This is a genomic window from Streptomyces sp. NPDC033229, assembly GCF_055576875.1.
The window spans coordinates 413,422-436,853 of the sequence record NZ_JBVIQR010000002.1 but is presented as its reverse complement, the minus strand read 5'-3'; the positions used below and the strand labels follow the sequence as shown (position 1 = coordinate 436,853).

Annotated in this window: 23 protein-coding genes; 12 read left to right on the top strand and 11 right to left on the bottom strand. The window is 69.9% G+C overall.

Annotated features, from left to right (window positions below; all coding sequences use genetic code 11):
- The first annotated feature begins 103 nt into the window (after positions 1–103).
- Positions 104–232, top strand: coding sequence for a hypothetical protein (locus ACZ53N_RS03925; protein WP_469139354.1), 129 nt, complete (start codon positions 104–106; stop codon positions 230–232).
- A 91-nt stretch (positions 233–323) separates the two neighbouring features.
- On the opposite strand, the gene ACZ53N_RS03920 is transcribed toward ACZ53N_RS03925, so the two are convergent.
- Both ACZ53N_RS03920 and ACZ53N_RS03915 read right to left on the bottom strand, forming a co-directional pair.
- Positions 324–1,454, bottom strand: a complete 1,131-nt coding sequence (locus tag ACZ53N_RS03920) for a helix-turn-helix domain-containing protein (protein WP_466899453.1) — start codon at positions 1,452–1,454, stop codon at positions 324–326.
- Positions 1,455–2,346: 892 nt separating this feature from the next.
- Complete coding sequence (locus ACZ53N_RS03915; protein ID WP_365370699.1) at positions 2,347–2,622, bottom strand: GntR family transcriptional regulator; 276 nt, start codon at positions 2,620–2,622, stop codon at positions 2,347–2,349.
- Between the two features lie 565 nt (positions 2,623–3,187).
- Here ACZ53N_RS03915 and ACZ53N_RS03910 point away from each other — a divergent pair.
- Positions 3,188–3,391: a hypothetical protein gene (locus ACZ53N_RS03910; RefSeq protein WP_469139353.1), complete on the top strand. Its 204-nt coding sequence runs from the start codon at positions 3,188–3,190 to the stop codon at positions 3,389–3,391.
- A gap of 135 nt (positions 3,392–3,526) precedes the next feature.
- Here the strand turns inward: ACZ53N_RS03910 and ACZ53N_RS03905 are convergent, their stop codons facing one another.
- Complete coding sequence (locus ACZ53N_RS03905) at positions 3,527–5,122, bottom strand: Na+/H+ antiporter (protein WP_469139352.1); 1,596 nt, start codon at positions 5,120–5,122, stop codon at positions 3,527–3,529.
- A 134-nt stretch (positions 5,123–5,256) separates the two neighbouring features.
- Between ACZ53N_RS03905 and ACZ53N_RS03900 the strand changes: the two genes are divergently transcribed.
- The 4 genes from ACZ53N_RS03900 (at position 5,257) to ACZ53N_RS03885 (ending at position 7,733) form a co-directional block, all read left to right on the top strand.
- Positions 5,257–5,517, top strand: a complete 261-nt coding sequence (locus ACZ53N_RS03900; RefSeq protein ID WP_469139351.1) for a UBP-type zinc finger domain-containing protein — start codon at positions 5,257–5,259, stop codon at positions 5,515–5,517.
- A gap of 129 nt (positions 5,518–5,646) precedes the next feature.
- The gene (locus tag ACZ53N_RS03895) at positions 5,647–6,192 is read left to right on the top strand and encodes a GNAT family N-acetyltransferase (protein WP_469139350.1); all 546 of its coding nucleotides are present in this window, start codon (positions 5,647–5,649) and stop codon (positions 6,190–6,192) included.
- A 199-nt stretch (positions 6,193–6,391) separates the two neighbouring features.
- On the top strand, positions 6,392–6,805 hold the full coding sequence (locus tag ACZ53N_RS03890) for an ATP-binding protein (protein WP_030366270.1): 414 nt from the start codon (positions 6,392–6,394) through the stop codon (positions 6,803–6,805).
- Between the two features lie 16 nt (positions 6,806–6,821).
- On the top strand, positions 6,822–7,733 hold the full coding sequence (locus ACZ53N_RS03885; RefSeq protein ID WP_469139349.1) for an RNA polymerase sigma factor SigF: 912 nt from the start codon (positions 6,822–6,824) through the stop codon (positions 7,731–7,733).
- Between the two features lie 96 nt (positions 7,734–7,829).
- On the opposite strand, the gene ACZ53N_RS03880 is transcribed toward ACZ53N_RS03885, so the two are convergent.
- Positions 7,830–8,339, bottom strand: coding sequence for a hypothetical protein (locus ACZ53N_RS03880; protein WP_469139348.1), 510 nt, complete (start codon positions 8,337–8,339; stop codon positions 7,830–7,832).
- A gap of 104 nt (positions 8,340–8,443) precedes the next feature.
- On the opposite strand from ACZ53N_RS03880, the gene ACZ53N_RS03875 reads away from it, so the two are divergent.
- Positions 8,444–9,412: a diacylglycerol/lipid kinase family protein gene (locus ACZ53N_RS03875; protein WP_130879855.1), complete on the top strand. Its 969-nt coding sequence runs from the start codon at positions 8,444–8,446 to the stop codon at positions 9,410–9,412.
- Between the two features lie 322 nt (positions 9,413–9,734).
- On the top strand, positions 9,735–9,992 hold the full coding sequence (locus ACZ53N_RS03870; protein ID WP_469139347.1) for a WhiB family transcriptional regulator: 258 nt from the start codon (positions 9,735–9,737) through the stop codon (positions 9,990–9,992).
- Between the two features lie 301 nt (positions 9,993–10,293).
- On the opposite strand, the gene ACZ53N_RS03865 is transcribed toward ACZ53N_RS03870, so the two are convergent.
- Together ACZ53N_RS03865 and ACZ53N_RS03860 are read right to left on the bottom strand one after the other, a co-directional pair.
- A complete protein-coding gene (locus ACZ53N_RS03865) occupies positions 10,294–11,760 on the bottom strand; it encodes a sensor histidine kinase (protein WP_469139346.1) in 1,467 nt (488 codons plus the stop codon).
- 306 nt (positions 11,761–12,066) lie between these two features.
- A complete protein-coding gene (locus ACZ53N_RS03860) occupies positions 12,067–12,870 on the bottom strand; it encodes an ArsR/SmtB family transcription factor (RefSeq protein WP_469139345.1) in 804 nt (267 codons plus the stop codon).
- Between the two features lie 64 nt (positions 12,871–12,934).
- On the opposite strand from ACZ53N_RS03860, the gene ACZ53N_RS03855 reads away from it, so the two are divergent.
- Both ACZ53N_RS03855 and nagB read left to right on the top strand, forming a co-directional pair.
- Positions 12,935–14,575, top strand: coding sequence for an MFS transporter (locus tag ACZ53N_RS03855; RefSeq protein WP_469139344.1), 1,641 nt, complete (start codon positions 12,935–12,937; stop codon positions 14,573–14,575).
- 266 nt (positions 14,576–14,841) lie between these two features.
- Positions 14,842–15,627: a glucosamine-6-phosphate deaminase gene (gene nagB / locus ACZ53N_RS03850; protein ID WP_130879853.1), complete on the top strand. Its 786-nt coding sequence runs from the start codon at positions 14,842–14,844 to the stop codon at positions 15,625–15,627.
- Positions 15,628–15,711: 84 nt separating this feature from the next.
- Here nagB and ACZ53N_RS03845 read toward each other — a convergent pair whose 3' ends face one another.
- From ACZ53N_RS03845 to ACZ53N_RS03825, 5 genes are all read right to left on the bottom strand, one after another.
- Positions 15,712–17,223 carry a glycoside hydrolase family 3 protein gene (locus ACZ53N_RS03845; RefSeq protein WP_469139343.1) on the bottom strand — a complete coding sequence of 504 codons (1,512 nt, stop codon included), beginning with the start codon at positions 17,221–17,223 and terminating at the stop codon, positions 15,712–15,714.
- 10 nt (positions 17,224–17,233) lie between these two features.
- Complete coding sequence (locus tag ACZ53N_RS03840; RefSeq protein ID WP_469139342.1) at positions 17,234–18,064, bottom strand: carbohydrate ABC transporter permease; 831 nt, start codon at positions 18,062–18,064, stop codon at positions 17,234–17,236.
- Complete coding sequence (locus ACZ53N_RS03835; RefSeq protein ID WP_469139341.1) at positions 18,061–19,038, bottom strand: carbohydrate ABC transporter permease; 978 nt, start codon at positions 19,036–19,038, stop codon at positions 18,061–18,063. Before ACZ53N_RS03835 ends, ACZ53N_RS03840 begins: the two co-directional genes overlap by 4 nt.
- 117 nt (positions 19,039–19,155) lie before the next feature.
- Positions 19,156–20,427: an extracellular solute-binding protein gene (locus ACZ53N_RS03830; RefSeq protein ID WP_469139340.1), complete on the bottom strand. Its 1,272-nt coding sequence runs from the start codon at positions 20,425–20,427 to the stop codon at positions 19,156–19,158.
- Between the two features lie 111 nt (positions 20,428–20,538).
- On the bottom strand, positions 20,539–20,739 hold the full coding sequence (locus ACZ53N_RS03825; protein WP_209519050.1) for a hypothetical protein: 201 nt from the start codon (positions 20,737–20,739) through the stop codon (positions 20,539–20,541).
- Here ACZ53N_RS03825 and ACZ53N_RS03820 point away from each other — a divergent pair.
- Both ACZ53N_RS03820 and ACZ53N_RS03815 read left to right on the top strand, forming a co-directional pair.
- On the top strand, positions 20,669–21,436 hold the full coding sequence (locus tag ACZ53N_RS03820; protein ID WP_469139385.1) for a GntR family transcriptional regulator: 768 nt from the start codon (positions 20,669–20,671) through the stop codon (positions 21,434–21,436). The two genes, ACZ53N_RS03825 and ACZ53N_RS03820, sit on opposite strands and share 71 nt — an antisense overlap.
- 501 nt (positions 21,437–21,937) lie before the next feature.
- A complete protein-coding gene (locus ACZ53N_RS03815) occupies positions 21,938–23,278 on the top strand; it encodes a nuclease/transposase family protein (RefSeq protein WP_469139339.1) in 1,341 nt (446 codons plus the stop codon).
- The last annotated feature ends 154 nt before the right edge of the window (positions 23,279–23,432 follow it).

Below are 23,432 nucleotides of genomic sequence, written 5' to 3'. Positions count from 1 at the left end.
TGAATCCACCACCCTGTGCGTACCGCATACCTGTCGACGTACCGCAAGGATCAAGACCTGTCAGCACCTATGACAACACGAGTTCAGCCTCAGTAATGGCGGTGTGCAGGCGACTGATCTCGGCGAGGCACACGACAAGCCGGTCCATCGAACGCGTATCGACTTCTATTGCGGCCTCGCGCTGTTCGGCGGTAAGGCCGCTGCCAGGCTGACGAATGTGCTGAACGGCTGATCAGCCCACAGAGCCCCGTGCTCGTCTCCCTTTGCTGGGTGGCGGGTGCGGGGGATTTCGCGTTTCACCACGCGGAGCTGAACGCATCCGGTTACACGGAGTCTCCGCGTTTCCGCGATGGCTCTTCCACTTCTGCCATCAAGAGCCGCAGGGTGAGCGAGTGCTTCTCTGGGGGCAAGGCTTCCAGAGCCGCGCGTGCGTAGTCCGTGCCGCCTTGCTTGTCGCCGGATCGGGCAAGCATGAGTCCCCGGTGCATTTCGAGGTGCGTTGCGAACCTGGGCAACGAGTCCGGGAGTTCCCGTCGTGCAGCCTCTTGCGCATCCACTGCCGTCGTCTCGTCGCCGAGCCGTGCCGCCAACAGCGAGATGAACACGTTCATGCGCCACCACGGCACCGCGTAGTCCGAAGTCTGCTCATAGGATCCGGCCTTGTCGAACACCCGGCGCCCTTCGTTCATAAGTCGTCGCGCTGTATCGAAGTCACCTCGAATCGCTGCCGCGTGAGCTTTGCCCATGATGGCGTTCAACAGCCCCAGTGACGGCCTTCCGCTGATGGCCATTGCCTGATCGGCGAACACGTCGGCAACGCCGAGTGAGGCACCCTCATAGCCGAGCGCGATGGCTGCGCGCCCCCGAACCCATACACGGGCCTGATCATCCCCGGACTGGTCGGCAGCCTCAGCGGCGAGTCGGTACCAGTTCACCGCCTTGGAGCCGTCGGAGCCGGGAAACGTCTTCGCGTACAAGGTCATGAGGCGGGAAGCGACGGACCACAGCCGGGGGTTCTCTAACTGTTGCTGCACCACGATCAGTTCACCGGACACCCGGCGCTGAATGTCGGCAGCCCCCAGGCTCATGTACTCCGTGCCGTAGGTGGCCAGCTTCCCCTCCCAATCGTCCGCAGACGGCCCGCCCCGTAGCCGGGCGGCGAACCCGACACTGAGCAGGTCTGAGGCCACGACCGGCGCTATGGCGGTGGCTGCTACATCGGACAGGAACGTACGACGCTTCACTTCACCCTCAAGAACCGCTAGGGGCACGTCCAGGACGGCCGACAGACACCGTAGGTAGAAGGCCCCCGGTTCCACCTTGGAACGTTCCCAGCGGCTGACGTACTCCCGGTTGAGCCCCGTACCGAAAGCCTCGTTGATCTCGTCCGCCAGGCGCCCTTGCGACCACCCTCGCGCATGTCGCAGGTCCCTGATCAATACCCCGATGGCCATGGGCCCATCTTGCCCCTAGCTCTGCCCAGGGACGGGGCTAGTTCCGGTGTTCGAGCGCTACTTGCCCCTAGGCATGCCACTACGCCGCTGCCATTCCCGGCGGGACTATCACCGGGTCCCGGAGTCGGCGGAGAGAGCGGGCCATGGCGAGTGAGCGCACAACGACAGCCCCCGAAACAGCCGACGACGTTGCAGACCTGGCGGCGGCATTAGAGGAAGCCGGAGGCTTCTGGCGACTCGCTCCGGACTGGGTACCGCGCTCGGGTTACGTGAAGGCGACCCCGCAGCTTCTGCGGGCTGTCGAAGCCGGGCTGAGGCGGCTGATCGCGTGACCCGCAGCGAAGCCCGCCGCTTCCTCGCCCGTCTTTCCGAAGCGCGTGCGGTCGGCGGCGTACTCCTGGGACAAAGCGCGAACGTCGCTCCGGGCGATGCCCTGAAGTGGCCAAAGTGCCAGTGTGGCGCCCCGTGCTGCCCTGACTATGAGCCGCCCGTCGAAGGACTGAGCACCAAGGTTGCGGAAGCCAACAAGCAGAGCCGTAGAGGCGGGCTGTGATCCCTCGAACGGCGACGAATCCCACCCAGAAGCGTGAGCCCTCGCAAACCCCGGAGGCGCCCGCAGCATTGCCGCCCGTGAAGGTCCTGGAGTACTGCGGCGAGTGCACCGGACACCGCAAAGTCTGGTGCGACGACTGCTTGGGCTACGACGGTTGCCAGACGTGCTGCTTCACACGACGGGTCCCGTGCCCCCAATGCGCGGGTGGGTAGGCGGCGCTCACCCGCCTCTACTGCCCTGCCTAGTAGGCCGATCGGCTTCGGCGGAGCAGACGAGCGCTACCAAGCTGGTTCCGTGACGGCGAAGGGCAGCGGCCCCAGCGAATGGGCGAAGTCGTTGCTACTCCTTGCTCTGCCCATCGCCGGCAGACTCGTTCCGGTCGCATACGTACGTCCCGCGGTTCGGCACGGTGTAGACGAGCCCGTTCTCACGCAGCACAGCAAGCGCTGATCGCACTGTGTTGCGCGCGACCCCGTACCGCTCCACCAGCTCTTTCTCGGACGGGACCGGGCGACCAGGAGAGAGTTCGCCCCGCTCGATCTCTCCCGTCAGGTCGGCAGCGATCTGCCGAAAGGGCGGCTCGGGTGCCCGGTGATCAATTTCGCGCGCTGCCATGGGGTGCAGCGTAGACAACAGGCCACCCATCGGTCATACCTAGACAGGGTTGAGCATGCATAGACGGACCTATACCGGTTGCCCTACCGTCGGGCATGAAAACGCCCCGGCAACCGCTTAGGACCGGTTGTCGGGGCTCCGCCGCACAGCTATCTAGGAGCTGCACGAACATGCGCGACCCTATCGCCCGGTTCTTAACCTGGGTGCTCGCCCTCCTCTTCCCCGCACCCGTTGACGGACGGCACAGTGCAAACAGGACGCCCACTCGGGCAGGCCGGTGCATCCCCGCACCCACCTGCCCCACCCGACCCGCGCAGAAGATCTGCGGGGCAGCCTTCCCTGTCCCGGTGCACGTGCTCGCCAGGACGCTCCCCATCCCCGAAAGCACCCGCCCACTCGTCCCCCTCTACATGCAGCAATGGGTAGAGCAGCAGGAGAAAGAGCGGCAAGAGTTCGAGCGGCTGCAACAGCGCGAGCGGGGGCATGCAGCGGCAGCGGCGAGCGCGGGTTGCGACTATCCGTACACGTACCCCGGAGCACACGAGTGCCGCGCGGCGGTGTCCGCATGAGCATCGACGGCCTCACCAGTCCCGTCCCGGCCGCCCTGGCCGTCACCTGCTGCGAGTGCGGCAACGTCACCAGTGCCCCTGTGGAAGTCCGCTACATAGAGCGCCTGAGCGGCCCCGGGTTCCCCCTCTATGCCTGCCCCGGATGTGCGCCGAGTCTCGTCCCCGGCCCGCATCACAACGACGCTATCTGCGAGCGCTGACGCGTCAGCACCCTGCCCCGTCCGGTCAGGTGCCGGGCGGGGCATCTTCGTTAGAACTCCCCGTTACGAGCATCGGGAAGGGGCGGGTAGGGGAAAGGTCCCGCCCACCGCACCGCACCGCACCGCAGCCGCACGTCACCCCTCCCGATAAGCCGCGGCCTCCTCCAGGTCCAGCCGACGCAAAAGCGTGCGCAGCATCTCGTCATCAATACGCCGCGCATCCCGCAACGCCACGAACACCTCCCGCTCCGCGTCGATCATCTCCCGCGCCAGCCGCCGATACGTGTCGTCCGCCGACTCCCCCGTCACCTCGTCGACCGCGCCGAGCCGTTCCCACACCGCGTTCCGGCGCCGCTCCAGGACCGCGCGAAGGCGGTCGACGAGCGGAGACGGCAGCGCGTTGCCGCCCTCGGCGAGGAGTTCGTCGAGGCGGCGCTCGGCGGCCTGGGACGCCTCGCTCTGGGCCTGGGCCTCCGCGAGCGTCTCGGCGCTCGTGTCGCGGGCGGGCAGCCGCAGACGGCGGATGAGCGGGGGCAGGGTGAGGCCCTGGACGACGAGGGTGCCGATGACGGTGGTGAAGGTGAGAAAAAGGACGAGGTTGCGCGCCGGGAAGGGTTCTCCGCTGTGCGTGGTCACCGGGACGGAGAAGGCGATGGCGAGGGAGACGACGCCGCGCATCCCGGCCCAGCCGACGACGAGCGCGCCCTGCCACGTCGTGTCGGTCTCCCGCGCGCGGATCCGGGTGGACAGCGCGCGCGGGAGGAAGGTGGCGGGGTAGACCCATACGAAGCGGGCGGCCACGACGGTGGCGAAGACGACGGAGGCGTACCAGACGGCGGCCTCCCGGAAGCTGTACTCCCCGAGCCCGCGCAGCACGACGGGCAGTTGCAGCCCGATCAGCGCGAACACCGCGGACTCCAGCACGAAGGCCACCATCCGCCATACCGCGGCCTCCTGGAGCCGGGTGGCGAAGTCGACCTGCCAGGAGTGGTGCCCTAGATAGAGGGCGACGACCACGACGGCGAGGACCCCGGACGCCTCGACCTCCTCGGCGGCGGCGTAGGCGGCGAAGGGGATGAGCAGCGACAGGGTGTTCTGCAGCAGCGGCTCGCGCAGCCGTTTGCGCAGCCAGTGCAGCGGCACCATGAGGACCAGGCCGACGCCGATCCCGCCGACCGAGGCGACGGCGAACTCGCGGATGCCCTCGCCCCAGGTCGTGCCCACGCCGACGGCGGCGGCGAGCGCCACCTTGTAGGCGGTGATCGCGGTGGCGTCGTTCACCAGGGACTCGCCCTGGAGGATCGTGGTGATCCGCGAGGGCAGTCCGAGACGGCGGGCGATGGCGGTGGCGGCGACCGCGTCGGGCGGGGCGACGATCGCGCCGAGTACGAGGGCCGCGGGCAGCGGCAGGCCGGGGACCACCAGATACGCCACATAGCCGACGACGAGGGTCGCGAAGAGGACATAGCCGACGGAGAGCAGGGCGACGGGCCGCAGATTGGCGCGGAGGTCGAGGTAGGAGCTCTCGAGTGCGGCGGTGTGCAGCAGGGGCGGCAGCAGCAACGGCAGCACGATCTCCGGGTCGAGGGTGTAGTCCGGCACGCCCGGGACGTACGAGGCGACGAGCCCGGCGGCGACCAGCAGCAGGGGGGCGGGCACCGGCGTGCGGCGGGCCGCGCCGGCGATGGCGGCCCCACCCGCGACCAGCATCAGCAGTGGCATTACGTCCATCGGTCCCCGCCCGTCTCCATACGTGCCTCCCGCGCCGTCCGTCGCGTCGCCACCATCTGTCACCGTCCGTCAACGGCAGCCGAGGGCCGACGGCCGTTCGATGATCGTCGGTAGGGCGATCTAACCTGGCAATCATGAGCGAGTGCCCGCACGTTCCCGAGCTGCCGCGCCCCGAGCCGGCGCCGCTGCACGCCACCTGCCCGGAGTGCGAGGCCGCGGGCAGCCACCCCGTGCAGCTGCGACTGTGCCTGGAGTGCGGGCACGTGGGCTGCTGCGACTCCTCGCCGTACCAACACGCCACCGGGCACTTCACGGAGACCGGGCACGCGGTGATGCGCAGCTTCGAGCCCGGGCAGAGCTGGCGCTGGTGCTACGTGGACCTGCGGATCGTCTGACGGCGGCCGTCAGTTGCCCCCGCCGCCCCGCCCGCCGCACTTGCTCCCGTCATGACGCGCGCGGTCCCCGCACCGGCTCCGCGCCCCCGTTCCGGGGAGGCTGTCGGTCCGGCCCGCTAGCATGCATCCATGATCCGACCCGCGACGCCCGCCGACGTTCCCCTCATCCATGCGATGATCCGCGAACTCGCCGAGTACGAACGGGCGCTGGAGGACGCGAAGGCGACCGAGCAGCAATTGCGCGAAGCCCTGTTCGGGGCGGACGCCGCCGTCTTCGCCCTGATAGCGGAGAGTGACGAATCCTCGGCCGACGGCACGATCGCCGCCGGGGAGCCGGTCGGCTTCGCCCTCTGGTTCCGTAACTTCTCCACCTGGACGGGTACGCACGGTATCTATCTGGAAGACCTCTACGTCCGCCCGCAGGCGCGCGGCGGCGGGCACGGCAAGGCGCTCCTCGCGGCCCTCGCCCGGATCTGCGTGGACCGCGGCTACCAGCGTTTTGAATGGTCAGTGCTGGACTGGAACGAACCCTCGATCGCCTTCTACAAGTCGCTCGGCGCGGAGCCGATGAACGAGTGGACGGTGCAACGCATGTCCGGAGAACCGCTCCGCACCCTTGCGGGGTTCGCGCAGAGTGACGAAAATCCCAACAAGGCGACTTCTCTTTCGATTTGAGACCGCACGCCCCTACCCACTGTCCGTACTCATGGGTTTACCATGAGTGACAGTCGTGGGGCTGCGGCACGGAACCTCGGATCGCGATAGCGTCGCATCCGAACCATGTGCCGCGCCGGCCCGCCCCGCCCCTCGCCCGAGAGGCGCGCGACCGGCGCTCGTAACAGCTCAAGAAGCTTGTGCCACCTTGGAGGTGAGGGTGTCCCCAATCGCAGGCGAGCCCGGGACCCAGGACTTCGTGGAAGTCCGGCTGCCCGCTGCGGGTGCCTACCTGTCGGTGCTGCGGACGGCGACAGCCGGCCTCGCAGCCCGCTTGGACTTCACCCTCGACGAGATCGAGGATTTGCGCATCGCGGTCGATGAGGCGTGCGCGATCCTTCTGCAACAGGCCGTTCCCGGTTCTGTTCTCAGCTGCGTCTTCCGCCTGGTGGGCGACGCGCTCCGGGTGACCGTCTCGGCACCCACCACCGACGGCCGCGCGCCCGAGCGCGACACCTTCGCCTGGACGGTGCTCTCCGCGCTGGCCGGCGAGGTCGACTCGACCGTCGCCGACGACCGTACGGTCAGCATCAGCCTGCACAAGAAGCGCGGCGCCGGCCCCGGACAGCCGTGACGGAAGAGGGGGCTCCGTGAGTACTGCATCGTCGCGGGGAGTGCGCACCCCGGCCATCCCGCAGCAACCCGCCCGGCCGCATCCCTCGGATGTGGAGCCGGAGCGGGCGAGTGACCCACCAGAGCGGGCGGACCACATGGACCAGCATCAGCAGTGGCACCAGCACCCCCATGCGCAGGATCGCAGCGGTGCCCGTGCCCTGTTCATCGAGCTGCGGGCGCTCCCGGACGGCTCGCCCGAGCGGGCCGAGCTACGCAATCACCTCGTGCGGATGCATCTGCCGCTGGTGGAGCACCTGGCGCGGCGGTTCCGCAATCGCGGTGAGCCGCTCGACGACCTGACCCAGGTCGCCACGATCGGTCTGATCAAGTCGGTGGACCGGTTCGACCCGGACCGTGGGGTGGAGTTCTCGACCTACGCGACCCCCACGGTCGTCGGTGAGATCAAGCGGCACTTCCGGGACAAGGGCTGGGCGGTGCGGGTGCCGCGCCGGCTCCAGGAGCTGCGGCTGGCCCTGACCACCGCCACGGCCGAGCTGTCCCAGCGGCACGGTCGCGCGCCCACGGTCCATGAGCTGGCCGAGCACCTCGGGATCTCCGAGGAGGAGGTGCTGGAGGGGCTGGAGTCGGCGAACGCCTACAGCACGCTCTCCCTGGACGTGCCCGACACGGACGACGAGTCGCCGGCCGTCGCGGACACCCTGGGCGCCGAGGACGAGGCGCTGGAGGGCGTCGAGTACCGCGAGTCGCTCAAGCCGCTGCTGGAGGACCTGCCGCCGCGCGAGAAGAAGATCCTGCTGCTGCGCTTCTTCGGCAATATGACCCAGTCGCAGATCGCCCAGGAGGTCGGCATCTCCCAGATGCACGTCTCCCGGCTGCTGGCCCGCACGCTCGCCCAGCTCCGCGACCGGCTGCTCATCGAGGAGTAGCCACTCATCGGGGAGTAACCGCTCATCGAGGAGTAAGCGGACCCCGGGGAGCGGATCCAGGACTGCCAGGCCGAAAAACGGCCTGGCGTCATCAGCTCACGTCTCGCGCGGGCCGATGCCGAGCGCCTCGGTCGCCGTCGGGTTCACCACGAGCCCCAGGGCGGCCACGGCGACGAGCGCGAGCAGCACGGCGCCCGCGATCAGCAGGCCGCCGCCGTTGAACAACGTCCACGCGACGGGCATCGCCATGATCTGCGTGATCATCGCGGGCCCGCGACTCCAGCGCCGCCGCAGCCACAGCCCGCGCGCGGCCGCCAGCGGCAGTGCGGCCAGCGCGAGCACGGTCAGTCCGCCCGTCACCGCCTGCCGCATGCTGTCCGGCTTGTCCGTCAGCACCAGGACCAGCAGCGTCACCCCGCAGACGACGAGCGCCACCCCTTCCAGGCCCGTGAGCACCGCCGCGGCCGTCAGCCGACGCGGCCGGGGGCCGGTGGGCTCGGGGGCCGTGCGGGACGGGCGGGAAGGCCGCGCCGCCGCCTCCACCGTCGGCCGGCTCGCACGGGTGGTCTTGCGGGCGCCCTTGGGCGCTGACTGCTTGCTGCTCACCCATGCAGGGTAGCCCCGCCGCCCGGGAACGGGCGGCGGACCGGGAGGGGATCGGACCGGGGCTGGGACCGGGGCTGTACCGACAGGTAGGTAGGCTGGCGGTCATGCGTGCGCTTCTCGTGGTCAATCCGTCGGCCACCACCACCAGTGCCCGTACCCGTGATGTCCTGGCACACGCGCTCGCCAGCGACCTCAAGCTGGAGGTCGCCACCACCGAGTACCGGGGGCACGCCCGCGATCTGGCGCGCCGGGCGGCCGAGGACGGCAATACCGGGCTGGTGGTCGCCCTCGGCGGCGACGGCACGGTCAACGAGGTGGTCAACGGTCTGCTGCACGCCGGGCCCGACCCGGAGCATCTGCCCCGGCTGGCCGTGGTCCCCGGCGGCTCCACCAATGTCTTCGCCCGCGCCCTGGGGCTGCCCAATGACGTCGTCGAGGCGACCGGGGCGCTGCTGGACGCGTTGCGGGAGGGGACCGAGCGGACGGTCGGTCTGGGCCTCGCGGCGGGTACGCCGGGCACCGACGACGAAGCCGTGCCGCCCCGCTGGTTCACCTTCTGCGCGGGCTTCGGTTTCGACGCGGGCGTCGTCGGCCGGGTGGAGCAGCAGCGGGAGCGCGGCAAGCGTTCGACGCACGCGCTGTATGTACGCCAAGTGATGCGGCAATTTCTCGGCGAAGCGCACCGCAGACGGGGCACGATCACGCTCGAACGGCCGGGCGAGGAGCCACTCGCGAATCTCGTCATGTCGATAATCTGCAACACCGCGCCGTGGACCTATCTGGGCAACCGGCCGGTCTACGCATCGCCGCGCGCGTCCTTCGACACCGCCCTTGACGTGCTGGGATTCACCAAGCTGTCGACCGCGACGGCCGGCCGCCACGTCACTCAGCTGCTGACGTCGACTCCGGAGCGTGGCCCCCAGGGCAAACACGCTGTGTCATTGCATGACCAGACCGCGTTCACCTTGCATTCGCAGGCCCCACTGCCCTTCCAGATGGACGGTGACCACCTCGGACTGCGTACGAGCGTGACGTTCACAGGCGTACGCCGTGCACTGCGTGTGATTGTGTGAGTGGTAGGGCCTAAAGTCCTTCCACTCGAACGTTTAGGCTGGGTTCCACCCCCTGGAAGTACGGCTGTGACCTAGCCGACACCGAGGAATCAAAAAAAACTTTCCAGAAGGGGTTGTATCCGCAGCCGAGGTTTGCGAGTCTCTTCATGGCGATCGGGACGGCCGCTCATTCGGCCTCCTTCGAAAGCCCGAACCCCCTCCTCATTTACCTGGACCGCACCAGTCTTCCGACTGGGCGTCGGCCCTTCCCTTGCGGGGGGATTCGTGAAAGCGTTCACATTCACAAGCAACGTAGCCGCAATTACGAGGAGATGGAGCAGCCATGGACTGGCGTCACAACGCCGTTTGCCGCGAGGAAGACCCGGAGCTCTTCTTCCCCATCGGCAACACCGGTCCTGCGCTGCTGCAGATCGAGGAAGCCAAGGCCGTCTGCCGCCGCTGCCCCGTCATGGAGCAGTGCCTGCAGTGGGCGCTCGAGTCCGGCCAGGACTCCGGCGTCTGGGGTGGCCTCAGCGAGGATGAGCGCCGGGCGATGAAGCGCCGCGCCGCTCGCAGCCGGGCGCGTAACGCTACCGCCTGACGATGCCCCTCGGCTCCCGAGCCGCAGCGCGCAGTACCCCCCATATGCGCTAAGCAATAAAGCTTTGAGCCCCGGACCTGATTGAGGTCCGGGGCTCAGTGCGTTTTCGGCTCCGCCGGGGGTTGGTGGGCGCACCACCGCTGCGCGGCGGTGTCCTCAAGCGCCGGACGGGCTGCTATTGGCTGAGCTCAGCCGAAACCAGCCCGTCCGGCGCTTGAGGACGCGCCCGCAGGGCGCCCGCCGCCGCAGGCGGCACAGACCGGCCCGCAGTCAAAGGTCCGCCCGCCGCGAGGCACCCGCGCTACTTCTCCGCCTGTACGGGGATGTCGAGCACCACCCGCGTGCCCTGCCCGGAAGCGGGCACCATGTCGAACGTACCGCCCAACTCCCCCTCGACCAGGGTCCGTACGATCTGCAGGCCCAGATTGCCCGCGCGCTGCGGGTCGAAGCCCTCGGGCAGCCCCCGGCCGTCGTCCTGCACGGAGATCAACAGGCGGGCGTCGGTCCGGCCGCCGCCGCGCACGGCGGTGATCTCCACCGTGCCCCGCTCCCCCGGGCCGAAGCCATGCTCCATGGCGTTCTGCAGCAACTCGGTCAGGACCATCGACAGCGGCGTCGCGACCTCGGCGTCGAGTATCCCGAAGCGGCCCGTGCGGCGAGCGGCGACCCGGCCCGGGGAGATCTCGGCGACCATCGACAGCACCCGGTCGGCGATCTCGTCGAATTCGACCCGCTCGTCCAGATTCTGCGAGAGCGTCTCGTGCACGATCGCGATCGAGCCGACCCGCCGGACCGCCTCCTCCAGCGCCTCGCGCCCCTCGGCCGAGCCGATCCGGCGGGCCTGGAGGCGCAGCAGGGCGGCAACGGTCTGGAGATTGTTCTTGACCCGGTGGTGGATCTCCCGGATGGTCGCGTCCTTCGTGATCAACTCGCGTTCGCGGCGACGCAGTTCCGTGACATCGCGCAGCAACACGAGCGAACCGATGTGGTTTCCCTTGGGTTTGAGGGGAATGGCCCGCAGATGGATCACCCCGTCGTCGCCCTCGACCTCGAACTCGCGCGGCGCCCAGCCGCTGGCGAGCTTGGCCAGGCCCTCGTCGACCGGACCGCGTGAGGGCGCCAACTGAGCGGTGGTGTCGCCCAGATGATGCCCCACGAGGTCGGCGGCGAGGCCGAGGCGGTGGTAGGCGGAGAGGGCGTTGGGGCTGGCGTACTGGACGACACCGTCGGCATCGAGCCTGATCAGACCGTCGCCGGCGCGCGGGGAGGCGTCCATGTCGACTTGTTGCCCCGGGAAGGGGAAGGCCCCGTTGGCGATCATCTGGGCGAGGTCGGAGGCGCTCTGGAGGTAGGTGAGCTCCAGCCGGCTCGGCGTCCGCACGGTCAGCAGGTTCGTATTGCGGGCGATGACGCCGAGCACCCGGCCCTCCCGGCGGACCGGGATGGACTCGACCCGGACCGGGACCTCCTCCCGCCACTCCGGGTCGCCCTCGCGCACGATCCGGCCCTCGTCGAGCGCGGCGTCGAGCATGGGACGACGGCCGCGCGGCACAAGGTGGCCGACCATGTCGTCCTGGTAGGAGGTGGGGCCGGTGTTCGGCCTCATCTGGGCGACGGACACATAGCGGGTGCCGTCGAGGGTGGGGACCCACAGGACGAGGTCGGCGAAGGAGAGGTCGGAGAGCAGCTGCCACTCCGAGACCAGCAGATGCAGCCACTCGAGGTCGGAATCGTCGAGGGCGGTGTGCTGGCGTACGAGGTCGTTCATGGAGGGCACGGTGTGAGCCTACCGGCGGCAACGTTCGGCCTCGCCGGCCCTGCGGATCCGTGCAGGTGTTTCGCCTGTGCCCTGCGGGCCGTGTCGATGTGCACCACCGCTGCGCGGCGGTGTCCTCAAGCGCCGGACGGGCTACCGTGCCGTGCCCTCAAGCGCCGGACGGGCTGCCGTGCTGTGTCCTCAAGCGCCGGACGGGCTGCCGTGCTGTGTCCTCAAGCGCCGGACGGGCTGATTTCAGCCCGTCCGGCGCTTGAGGACGCGCCCGCAGGGCGCCCACCGCCGCAGGCGGGACAGACCCTAGCCCTCCACGACCACGCCGAACGTCCGCCGCAACCCATCCGCACCCGCGTCCGTCAGATGCACCACGCGCGGGCTCACGCCATACCGCAGCCAGCCCAGGCCGAACAGGCGAGCGGTGATGGCCGCGCCGAGCGCGCCCGCGAGGTGGTGCTGGTGCTCGCTCCAGTCGACGCAGTAGCAGATGGCCGGCCGTCGCTTGGGCAACCGGTCCGGGTCGACGCCGAAGGCGACGAGATCGCCACGGCCGGTGTCGGTCAGCCGGTAGTCGGTGTCCTGCCCGTATGCCGAGGGCCGGTCGCGCACGGCACGCTCGGGGCGGTGGACGCCGTCGTGCCCGGTGAGCACGTCGCTGTCGAGCAGGGCCCGCATGAGGGCGACGCCGAGCTGCCCGGCGAGATGGTCGTAGCAGGTCCGGGAGCGGTAGAGCGCGTTGGTGACGCTGCTCTCGCGCAGCGAGGTGACCGGCAGCGGCGGGGCGATGAGGGCGAGCGCCTCCAGCGCGGTGCTGATCTCGGGGCCCCGCAGCCGGTAGTAGCGGTGCCGACCGTCGCGGACGGCGGTGATCAGCCCGCCCTCGACGAGTTTGGCCAGATGGGCGCTGACCGTCGGGGCGCTGACGCCGGCCTCGGCGGCCAGGGCACCGGCGGGCAGGGCGCGCCCGTCGCAGAGGGCTTTGAGGATCCGGGCGCGGGAGGGGTCCGCGATCAGCGCGGCGGTACGGGCGATGTCGGTCTGACGGTTCAGCCGGTCGGCGGTCCGGTCGGCGCGCCGCCCGGCCGGCGGGGTGGTCTCGTCGCTCATGGCCTCACCGTATGCCGACAACACTTCGCTGCCCGACGAAGTATCCGGACCCGAGACTGAGTCCATGACCGTCAACTCCACAGCCGATCGGCGGCGCCCAGGGCCTGTCCGGCGGATCTTCGCGGGCTCCCGACGCCCGGCACGCCCGCTCGCCGCGTCGCCGGAGTCGCCCGAGTACGCCCGGTACGAGGGCGATCCCCCGCCTTCCGATCCCCCGCCTTCCGATCACACGCCTTCCGCCCACACGCTCCCCCGGCTACCGCCGGGAGGTGCCCCCAAGCCGCTCGCTGATCCACAAGGATCCGCCGCGCGCCCACCCCTCGCCCTCACCCCCCTGATCGCGCTGAGCCTCGGCTACTTCCTGGTGATGCTGGACGTCACCGTCGTGACCGTGGCGGTGCCGGACATCCGCGATTCCCTGCACACCGGCCCGTCCGCCCTGCAGTGGATCGTCGACGGTTACAGCACCCTCTTCGCCGGACTGCTGCTGCTCGGCGGCGGCCTCGGCGACCGGCTCGGCCACCGCCGGATGTTCCTCACCGGCCTCGCCGTCTTCACCGCCGCCTCGGTCGCCTGCGGCCTCGCCGACACCATGGCCGTCCTGGTGGGCGGTCGGCTGGCGCAGGGGGCGGGAGCCGCCTTCCTCGTCCCGGCCTCACTCGCCCTGCTGCAGGCCACCTACCCCGACCGGGCCGTCCGTGCCCGGGCGATCGCCATCTGGGGCGCCGTCGCCTCGATCGCGTTCGGCGCCGGACCCGTGGTCGGCGGTCTCCTGATCGCCGGTCTGGACTGGCGCGCCGTGTTCTGGCTGAACCTGCCCGTGGGCGCCCTCGCCGTCGCACTGACCCTGCGTCACCTGCCCGCCGCCACCCGCAAGCCCGCCACCCACCGGATGGACCCGGCCGGCCAGGTCCTCGGCGTGGTGGGGCTGGTCGCCCTGGCCGGCGGCATCAACGAGGCCGGCTCGCAGGGCTGGACCTCTCCCCTCGTCCTCGGCTTCTTCGCCGTGGGCGTGGTGGCCCTGGCCCTGTTCATCGCGGTCGAGCGCCGTCTGGAGGCCTCGGTGCGGACCCGGCCGGACGGCCGGGCCCCGCTGCTGCGCCTGTCGCTGTTCCGCACCGGCGCCTTCTCCGCGACCGCCGCGATCGGCCTGCTGATCAGCCTCGGCTACTACGGCATGCTGTTCCTCTCCACCCTCTACTTCCAGCAGGAGCGCGGCTACGACGCGCTGACCACCGGCCTGGCGCTGCTGCCCTCGGTCTGCATGGGCCTGATCGCGGCTCCCGTCTTCAGCCGGGTGGCCGCCCGCACCGGCCCGTACGTCCCCATGGCCGTCGGGCTCTTCCTCGGCGCCGTCGGCTTTCTCGGCTGGCTGCTCGCCGGGGCCGGCACCGCCTACCCCGTGCTGCTGTTCGCCCTGATCACCACCGGTCTCGGCCAGACCATGACGGCCCTGGCCTCCATGGCGGCGATCATCGAGTCGGCCCCGGCGGACGGCGCGGGCGTGGCATCGGCGGTCTTCAACGTCTCCCGCCAGGTGGGCAGCGCCGTCGGCGTCGCCCTCTTCGGCACGCTGGCCTCCGGCGGTCTCACGGGTGGCCTTCATCTCTCGGCGTGCCTGGCCGCGGCGGCCTTCCTGGCCGGCGGGTTCCTGGCCGTCGGCGCCGGGTCGCTGCCGCGGCCCAGGGTGTCCGGCGGATCTTAGGCCGCGGGCCCGGTCATGCCGCCTGCGGCGGCGGGCGCCCTGCGGGCGCGTCCTCAATCGCCGGACGGGCTTGATGGGGCTGGGCCAAGCCGCCATCCCGGGCAGCCGGTGCGGCCGACATCAGCCAAAACCAGCCCGTCCGGCGCTTGAGGACACCGCCGCGCAGCGGTGGTGCGCCCCCACGAACCGCCGGACTGGCCGCCGCACGGCGAACCCGCTAGATTGGTCTATACCACCAGCCCATTCTCCAGATCGGCAGGCCCAGCGTGGAAGTTGTCATCGTCCAGGACGCCAAGGCAGGCGGCGAACTCATCGCGGAGGCCATGGCCTCCCTGCTGAGCCGCAAGCCCGACGCTCTGCTCGGCGTGGCCACCGGCTCGACCCCGCTGCCCATCTACGAGGCGCTGGCCGCCAAGGTCCGTTCCGGGGCCGTGGACGCCTCGCGTGCCCGCGTCTGCCAGCTCGACGAGTACGTCGGGCTGCCCGCCGACCACCCCGAGTCCTACCGGTCGGTCGTGCTGCGCCAGGTCGTCGAGCCGCTCGGGCTGACCGAGGCGTCGTTCATGGGTCCCGACGGCACCGCCGAGGATGTCCAGGCCGCCTGCGAGGCGTACGACCGCGCGCTGCCGGAGGCCGGCGGCGTGGACCTCCAGTTGCTCGGCATCGGCACCGACGGGCACATCGGCTTCAACGAGCCGTGCTCCTCGCTCGCCTCCCGCACCCGGATCAAGACGCTGACGGAGCAGACCCGCGTCGACAACGCGCGGTTCTTCGACGGTGACATCGACCAGGTGCCGCACCACGTCATCACCCAGGGCATCGGCACCATCCTGGAGGCCCGCCACCTGGTGCTGCTCGCCACGGGCGAGGGCAAGGCCGACGCCGTGGCGCAGACGGTCGAGGGCCCGGTCTCCGCGCTGGTACCCGCCTCGGCGCTCCAGCTGCACCCGCACGCGACCGTCGTCGTCGACGAGGCCGCGGCGTCCAAGCTGAAGCTGGCGGACTACTTCCGCCACACCTACGCGAACAAGCCGGCCTGGCAGGGGCTGTAAACGGGGCTCCGCCCCGGACCCCGGTCCTCACACGCCGGACGGGCTGGACAGCCGGCCCGTCCGGCGTTTTGCGCGAGCAGGGCCCTAACCCCCCGCGATCACCTCGGCAGCAGCCAAGCCACAGACCCGCGCCGCACCATGCGTCGCGATGTGCGGCGAACCCACCGGCGGCGCCTGGTTCAGCCCCATCTCCACGACAACCGTGTCCGGCCGGGCCGCCACGAGGGCGCCCAGCGCCTCCGCCATCCACGGGTGCCGGTGCGCGTCACGCACCACGGCGACAATCCTCCGGCCCCCCGCGGCCCGCAGCACTTCCTCGGTTCCGGCCGCGTCACGCCCGTACGTTCCCGTCTCCGTGCCCGGCAGCAGCCTGGCCAGCTCGGCGGCCACGCCCCACGGCGTCTCGTCGCCGACGGCGATGTTCGCGACGGGGGTGAACGCGGCGACGTACGCGGGCCCGGCAATCGGCTCGTACGGGCCCGTCGCGGTCACGCGCAGAGCCCGCCGCGCCGCCGTCAGCCCCACCTCGGGGGCGGATCCGGCCCCTCCCCCTCGCTTCGCCGGGGGGACCCCCACCTGCTCCGCACCCGCCCCCGAGGTCCAGCGCGCCAGGGCGCGCACCCGCGCGGCGGCGTCGGCGAGCCGCTCCTCCGGCAGCTCACCGGCCCGTACGGCCAGCACGAGCGCGTCGCGCAGCCGCAGCACGGTGTCCTCGTCGGCCAGCCCGCCCCCGACGCAGATCGCGTCGGCGCCCGCGGCGATGGCCATGACGCTGCCGCGTTCGATGCCGTACGTACCGGAGATGGCCCGCATCTCCATGCCGTCGGTGACGATGAGTCCGTCGAAGCCGAGGCCGCCCTCGGTGGCCGGCCCGCGCAGCAGGCCGTGCAGGGCGGCCGGGCTGAGCGTGGCGGGCAGTGCGGCGTCCAGCGCGGGCAGCAGGATGTGCGCGCTCATCACGGCCTTGGTCCCGGCGGCGACGGCCGCCCGGAAGGGCACCAGCTCGCGGGCGTACAGCGTGGTCAGGTCCGCGTCGATGCGGGGCAGGTCGTGGTGCGAGTCGACGGCGGTGTCGCCGTGGCCGGGGAAGTGCTTGGCGCAGGCGGCGACCCCGGCCGCCTGCATGCCCTCGATGTAGGCGGCGGTGTGCCGGGCGACCAGGGCGGGATCGGCGCCGAAGGACCGTACGCCGATGACCGGGTTGTCCGGGTCGGAGTTGACGTCCGCGGAGGGCGCCCAGTTGAGGTTGACCCCGCAGGCGGCGAGGCGGCGGCCGAGTTCGTGGGCGACGGCCCGGGTCAGCCGGGTGTCGTCGACGGCGCCGAGCGCGAGGTTGCCGGGGAAGGAGGAACCCGTGCGGACCTCCAGGCGGGTGACGTCGCCGCCCTCCTCGTCGATGGCGACGAGCACGTCCGCCCGCTCGGCACGCAGTTGCGCGGTGAGCGCGGCGAGCTGCTCGGGCGAGGCGATGTTGCGGCCGAAGAGGCCGACGGAGGTGAGCCCTTCGCCGAGCCGGCGCAGCAGCCAGTCGGGGGCCGTCGTGCCGGTGAAGCCGGGCTGGAGGACCGTGAGGGCGTCTCGGGTGAGCGTGTCCATGGAAGTAGTGCTAGCCCTTCACTGCGCCGGACGTGAGACCGCCGACCGCCTTGCGCTGGAGGATGACGAAGAGGATCAGGATCGGGACGGCGAAGAGCGAGGCGGCGGCCATCGTGGCGCCCCAGTCGTCGCCGAAGGTGGTGCGGAAGCCGGTGAGCCAGACGGGCAGTGTCTGGGCCGCGGCGTCCTTGTTGAGGATCAGGACCATCGGGAACTCGTTCCAGACGGTGATGAAGCCGAACAGCGAGGTGGCCATCAGGCCCGGTGCCAGCAGCGGGAAGATGATCCGCACGAAGGCCTGGGTGCGGGTGCACCCGTCGACCATCGCGGACTCCTCCAGCTCCTTGGGCACGGCGGCGACGTAGCCGCGCAGTGTCAGGACGGTGAAGGGCAGCACCATGACCGTGTAGATGGCGGTGAGCGGCACGAGGCTGTTCAGCATCTCCGCGTCGCGCACGATCATGTAGTACGCGATGACCATGACCTCCCAGGGGGCCATCTGGGCCATCATCATCACCAGGACGAAGCTCTTGCGGCCCTTGAAGCGCATACGGGCGACGGCGAACGACGCGAGCAGCGCGATCACCAGCGACAGCCCGACCGCGATCAGGGTGACGGCGAAGGAATTGCCGACGAAGGTCCAGAAGCCGTCGGCGTTCACCGCCGTCTCGAAGTGGTCGAAGGTGGGACTGGTCGGGAACCAGACCGGGTCGTCGGCGACGATGTCCTTGTTGGCCTTGAAGGCCGTCGCGAACATCCAGTAGACGGGGAACGCGAAGCCGAGGAAGAGGACGACCGCCGTCGCCCCCGGCCAGACGCGACCGAGCAGCGAACGCCTCACAGCTCGTCCTCCTCTTGCTTCAGAACCAGGCGCAGGTAGTACGCCGTGAGGGCCAGCAGGATCACGATGGTGAGGATGGAGATCGCGGCACCCGTCCCGAAGTGCTGGTTGCCCATGCCCTCGACGAAGGCGTAGACGGGCAGCGTCTCGGTGAGCCGGTCGGGGCCGCCCTCGCTGATCGCGAAGACCTGGGGGAACGCCTTGAAGACCCAGATGACCTCGAGGAAGGTCGTCGCGAGGAAGAACGGCTTGAGGAAGGGGAAGGTCACCGAGGTGAACTGCTTCCAGGGGCCGGCGCCGTCGAGCGAGGCCGCCTCGTACAGCTCCTTGGGGATCGTGGTCGTCGCCGCGTAGAGGTTGATCGCCACGAAGGGTATGGACTGCCAGACGATCAGCACGGTGATGACGAAGAAGGTCGAGAACTGGCCGCTGGTCCAGTTGAAGTCGGCCATCGCGTGCCAGCCCAGCGCGTCCAGGACGTGGTTGACGACGCCGAAGCGCTGGTCGAAGAGCCACTGGAAGACGGTGGTGGCGGCGACGACGGGCATCGCCCAGGCGAGAACGAGGCCGAGCGAGAGCAGCAGCCGCATCTTGGTGCCCAGCCGGGCGAGCAGCAGACCGATCAGACAGCCGAGCGTCATGGTCAGGACGACGTTGGCGCCGGTGAAGACGACCGAGCGGCCGGTGACCCGCCAGAAGTCGGCGCTGCCGAGCGCCTTCTGGTAGTTCTCGACGCCGTTCCACTCGGTGATGTGCTGGATGAGCTGGCGCGGGTTGAGGTTCTGGAACGACAGCATGCCGTTCTTCACCAGCGTCCACCCGAGCAGCAGCACCGTCACGGCGGCGGCGGGGAGGATCAGGAGGTACGGCACGCTCTTCGCGGCCCGCTCCCGGCTGCGGCGGGGCGGCGGGGCACCGCCCTTGCTGATACGGGGCGCGGGCTCGGCCGCCGCCTCTTTGAGCTGCGCTGACATCGTCGTCCGCCTTCTCCCCTGTCAAACGGTGTTGCGTGTTGTGCGTAGGTGCGTCTTGTGCAGGCGCGGTGGAACGGGGGCCCGGCGTCGGCCGGCCCCCGTCATCAACCGATCAGGTCAGTTCTTCTGGCTGAGGCGCTTGTTCATGTCGGCCTCGACCTGCTTGGCGGCGTCCTCGGGCGACTTCCCGTTCAGGACGGCCGTCATATAGGCCTTGATCGGGTTCGGCGCGTTCTCCACCTGGGCCCACTCGGGGATCAGCGGGGTGGTGCCGCCACCCTTGGCGGCGGGGGCGGCTGCCTCGGCGGCCGCGTTGCCCTTCACGTTCGGGAGCAGGGAATCCTTGTTGGGGATCGAGCCGACCTCCTTGGCCAGCGCGCCCTCGTTCTTGTCGGACAGCGCGATCTTGAGGAATTCCTTGGCGAGTTCCTGCTTCTTGCTGCCCGTGGAGATGGCGAGGTTGGAGCCGCCGAGGAAGACGCCCTCGGGCTTGTCGGCCTTCTCACCGGGGATGGTGAAGTAGCCGATCTCCTTCTCGATGGCCGGGTTCGCCTTGATGGCGGTCTGGGCTTCCCAGCCCATTCCGATGAACGCGCCGGTCTTGCCCTTGGCGAAGATGTCGGCCTGCTGCGGGGTGGCCTCGTCCTTGTCCTTGGGGGCCTTGCTGAAGGCCTGGTACTGCTTGTAGATGTCCATGGCCTTGGCGACCTTGGGGTCACCGAGGTTGGAGACGTACTTCTTGCCGTCCTTCTTCACCAGGTCCGCGCCGGTGCCGATGGTGAGGCCGTCGAAGAAGTACCAGTTCTGGCCGGGCAGGTAGAGCGGCTCGGCGTCACCCTTCTTCTCGATGGCCTCCAGGGCCTTGAAGAAGTCGGCGCGCGTCTTCGGGACGTCCTTGATGCCCGCGTCGGCCCAGATCTTCTTGTTGTAGATCACGACACGGTTGGCGGCGTACCAGGGCGCCGCGTACTGCTTGCCCTCGAAGACGGACGGCTTGTTGAGGGACTCGGTCCAGTCCGCGCCGATCTCCTTCCTGAGATCGGCGAGGTCCTGCAGACCACCGGTCTGGGCGTAGGAGGGCGTCTGGGTGTTGCCGATCTCGACGACGTCGGGCGGGCTGGACTCGGAGAGGGCCGTGGTCAGCTTCTGCTGGATGCCGTCCCACTTCTGGATCTTGACGTTGAGCTTGGCCCCGGTCTTCTGTTCGAACTCGGCCTGTACCGACTTCGTCCACGCAGGCGGATTCGAGCCATCCATGAACCAGACGGTCAGGCTCTTGCCCTGGGAACCGCCGGCATCCGACTCCTTGTCCCCGTCGCTGGACCCACAGGCCGCAACACTCACCAACATGGCCGCGACACCCGTCGCCGCTATGAGCCCACGCTTCACAGCACTCTCCTCAAGGACCGAATGTGGTCTTTAATGGTTTAGACCAGTGCCCGCAGCTTGGCCTAGACCTTTTGGGGTGTCAAGGGTGTATAAGAGTCGCTGTCGGCTCCGTTACCGGACCGACACCTCGAGGTCGACCTGGGCGTCTCCGGGCTCCTCGGGCTCTGCCCGTGCCACGATGTGACCGCGATTTACGGAGGAGCCGGTGACGGCAGCAGGATCGGAGTCGGGAAGGCGCACCATGGTGACCGAGGGCGGTACGGCGGAGAGCGGCAGCGCCGCGGGGAGCGGGCGGACGGCGCGCGTTCCCAAGTACTACCGCCTTAAACGGCATTTGCTGGACATGACCGAAACCATGCCTCCCGGCACCCCGGTGCCACCGGAGCGGACGCTGGCGGCGGAGTTCGACACGTCCCGGACCACGGTGCGCCAGGCGCTCCAGGAGCTGGTCGTCGAGGGCCGCCTGGAGCGCATCCAGGGCAAGGGCACGTTCGTCGCGAAGCCCAAGGTCTCGCAGGCGCTGCAACTGACCTCCTACACGGAGGACATGCGGGCCCAGGGCCTGGAGCCCACCTCGCAGCTCCTCGACGTCGGCTACGTCACCGCCGACGACCGGCTCGCCGCCCTGCTCGACATCGCGGCGGGCGGTCGCGTCCTGCGCATCGAGCGGCTGCGGCTGGCCAGCGGTGAGCCGATGGCGATCGAGACGACCCATTTGTCGGCGAAGCGGTTTCCGGCGCTGCGCCGGAGCCTGGTCAAGTACACCTCCCTCTACACGGCCCTGGCCGAGGTCTACGACGTCCGCCTCGCCGAGGCCGAGGAGACCATCGAGACCTCCCTGGCCACCCCGCGCGAGGCGGGCCTGCTCGGTACGGACGTGGGCCTGCCGATGCTGATGCTCTCCCGGCACTCCCTGGACGCCCAGGGCGCGCCGGTGGAATGGGTCAGGTCGGTGTACCGGGGTGACCGGTACAAGTTCGTCGCAAGGTTGCAGCGGCCGGCGGAGTAGGAGGCCGGGGCCGGGCGCGGCGGCCGGCGGAGCAGGGGGCCCGGAGCCCGCGCGCGGCTGGGGGCTCCGGGGGTTGTCCCCCGGGAAAACACAGCGTGGCGAGGCTGCGGCGGCCGGTGGCGCAAGAAGTCCCGGGACCGCGCGGCTGAGGGTCTTTCCCCGGCCGAACGAGCGAGACAGCGGAGCGCCGCATCCGGATGACCTCGACGGGGACGCACGGTCAGCGGACCGCACAACCATCGGCGCAAGGCCACGGAACCCTCGGCACGCGGAGCCCCAGGCAGTCAAGTCCACCGTGGGCGAAGCTGATCAGTCGGCTACCGTTGAGCTCAGCATGACCATCGAGCCTTACCGACGGCGTCGCTGGAGGGCTGGATCGGAGTGACCAGGCTCAAGACGAGGACGAGGGCGCTGCGTACACTCGCGGCGCCCTTCACGGTCGCGGCACCAACGGGTGCCCGCATCCGTACCCGTTTACGCCTGTCACCCCAGGATGCCGACGTGTTGTGGCAGGTCGGTCGGCACCTGGGCTCGCACTATCGGGCGGATCTCGCCGCGCGTGTTCGGATCGGGACCGTTTCAGCAAAGGAAACCCGGCGCGCAGAGCGCAAGAAGGCGCTGACTGCGGTGTCGTCCTCACGATGGGCCGGGGCCATGACCCGGAGATCCGAAGACCAGTACCAGCTCGCCATGCGCACGCTGCGTGCCGAGGTGGTCTCCCTGGCCCGCACAGTCAAGGTCATCCGCAGCCGTCTCGCAGTCCCCTGCGGACAACGGGCGGGACGGATCAGCGGCTATCCGACTCGGTCCGAACGTGCCGCGAAGCAACGCCGCTTACACGTACTCACCGCTCGCCTCGACGCCGCTCGCAACCGGCTTGAGTCCGGCCACCCGACGATCGTTCTCGGCGGACGGCGTCTGCTGGGCACCCGCCACCACCTCGACCACACCGGCCTCACCGAACATGAGTGGCGCCGACGGTGGGATGCGGCGCGCGTGTTCCTCACCGCCGACGGGGAATCCGGTGTGCCGTACGGGAATTACACGATCGCCGTGGATCCGACGGATGGCAGCGTGTCGCTCGTACTGCCTGCGCCACTGCGCCACCTGGCCAACAGCCCACGCGGACGCTATCGGCTCGCCTGCACCGTAGCCTTCAGTCACCGGCGGGAGCAGTGGCTGGACCGGGTCACTGCCAACCGCGCGGTCCGTTACGACATCACGTTCGACGCGAGGCGCGGGCGTCAATACCTCGACGCCTCCTGGTCCACCCCGGCCGTCCCTCAGCCCGCACCGGAGGACCTGGCCGGGGAACGTCTGCTGGGCGTGGATCTCAACGCGGACCATCTCGCCGCTTGTGTCATCGACGGGCACGGCAACCCGATCGGCAACCCCCACACCATTCCACTGGACCTCAGCGGTTCCACCACCACCCGTGACGGACGTCTCCGCGCAGCCATCACCGAGCTGATCCGGCACGCCCGGCAACACGGCTGCGCGGGCATCGCGATCGAGAACCTGGCATTCACCGACGCGCGAACCACCGGCCGCGAAACCATGGGCCGAGGACGCCGGGGCAAGGCCTTCCGGCGCACCGTCGCGGGTATCCCCACCGGACGCTTCCGCGATCGCATCGCAGGAATGTCCCACCATGCCGGTCTCGTAGTGATCGCGGTCGATCCCGCCTACACCAGCCGCTGGGGCGGCCGGCACTGGCTTGCCGCCCTCAGCCGTCAGACCACCCACAGTCGGGCGACGCGGCACCACGCCGCCTCGCTCGTCATCGCACGACGCGCCCACGGACATGGGGCCCGGCGTCGGCCAGGTGTGACCCGCGCATGAACAGAGGATCGTGCCGGGAGAGCTACGGCCAGACCGGCTCCCGGACCATGGGCGCCCGGATAGCAAAGGGCCCGCCCAGGACACCGCGCACCACACCCATGGGCAAGACGCGGCAGCGCCACGGCGGAACCCCGGCTACCCAAGCCTCGAGGAC

Coding starts and splice junctions, on each gene's coding strand:
- ACZ53N_RS03920 (WP_466899453.1), bottom strand. CDS start 1,454: ATGGCCATCGGGGTATTGATCAGGGACCTGCGACATGCGCGAGGGTGG.
- ACZ53N_RS03915 (WP_365370699.1), bottom strand. CDS start 2,622: ATGGCAGCGCGCGAAATTGATCACCGGGCACCCGAGCCGCCCTTTCGG.
- ACZ53N_RS03910 (WP_469139353.1), top strand. CDS start 3,188: ATGAGCATCGACGGCCTCACCAGTCCCGTCCCGGCCGCCCTGGCCGTC.
- ACZ53N_RS03905 (WP_469139352.1), bottom strand. CDS start 5,122: ATGGACGTAATGCCACTGCTGATGCTGGTCGCGGGTGGGGCCGCCATC.
- ACZ53N_RS03900 (WP_469139351.1), top strand. CDS start 5,257: ATGAGCGAGTGCCCGCACGTTCCCGAGCTGCCGCGCCCCGAGCCGGCG.
- ACZ53N_RS03895 (WP_469139350.1), top strand. CDS start 5,647: ATGATCCGACCCGCGACGCCCGCCGACGTTCCCCTCATCCATGCGATG.
- ACZ53N_RS03875 (WP_130879855.1), top strand. CDS start 8,444: ATGCGTGCGCTTCTCGTGGTCAATCCGTCGGCCACCACCACCAGTGCC.
- ACZ53N_RS03870 (WP_469139347.1), top strand. CDS start 9,735: ATGGACTGGCGTCACAACGCCGTTTGCCGCGAGGAAGACCCGGAGCTC.
- ACZ53N_RS03865 (WP_469139346.1), bottom strand. CDS start 11,760: ATGAACGACCTCGTACGCCAGCACACCGCCCTCGACGATTCCGACCTC.
- ACZ53N_RS03860 (WP_469139345.1), bottom strand. CDS start 12,870: ATGAGCGACGAGACCACCCCGCCGGCCGGGCGGCGCGCCGACCGGACC.
- ACZ53N_RS03855 (WP_469139344.1), top strand. CDS start 12,935: ATGACCGTCAACTCCACAGCCGATCGGCGGCGCCCAGGGCCTGTCCGG.
- ACZ53N_RS03845 (WP_469139343.1), bottom strand. CDS start 17,223: ATGGACACGCTCACCCGAGACGCCCTCACGGTCCTCCAGCCCGGCTTC.
- ACZ53N_RS03835 (WP_469139341.1), bottom strand. CDS start 19,038: ATGTCAGCGCAGCTCAAAGAGGCGGCGGCCGAGCCCGCGCCCCGTATC.
- ACZ53N_RS03820 (WP_469139385.1), top strand. CDS start 20,669: ATGGTGACCGAGGGCGGTACGGCGGAGAGCGGCAGCGCCGCGGGGAGC.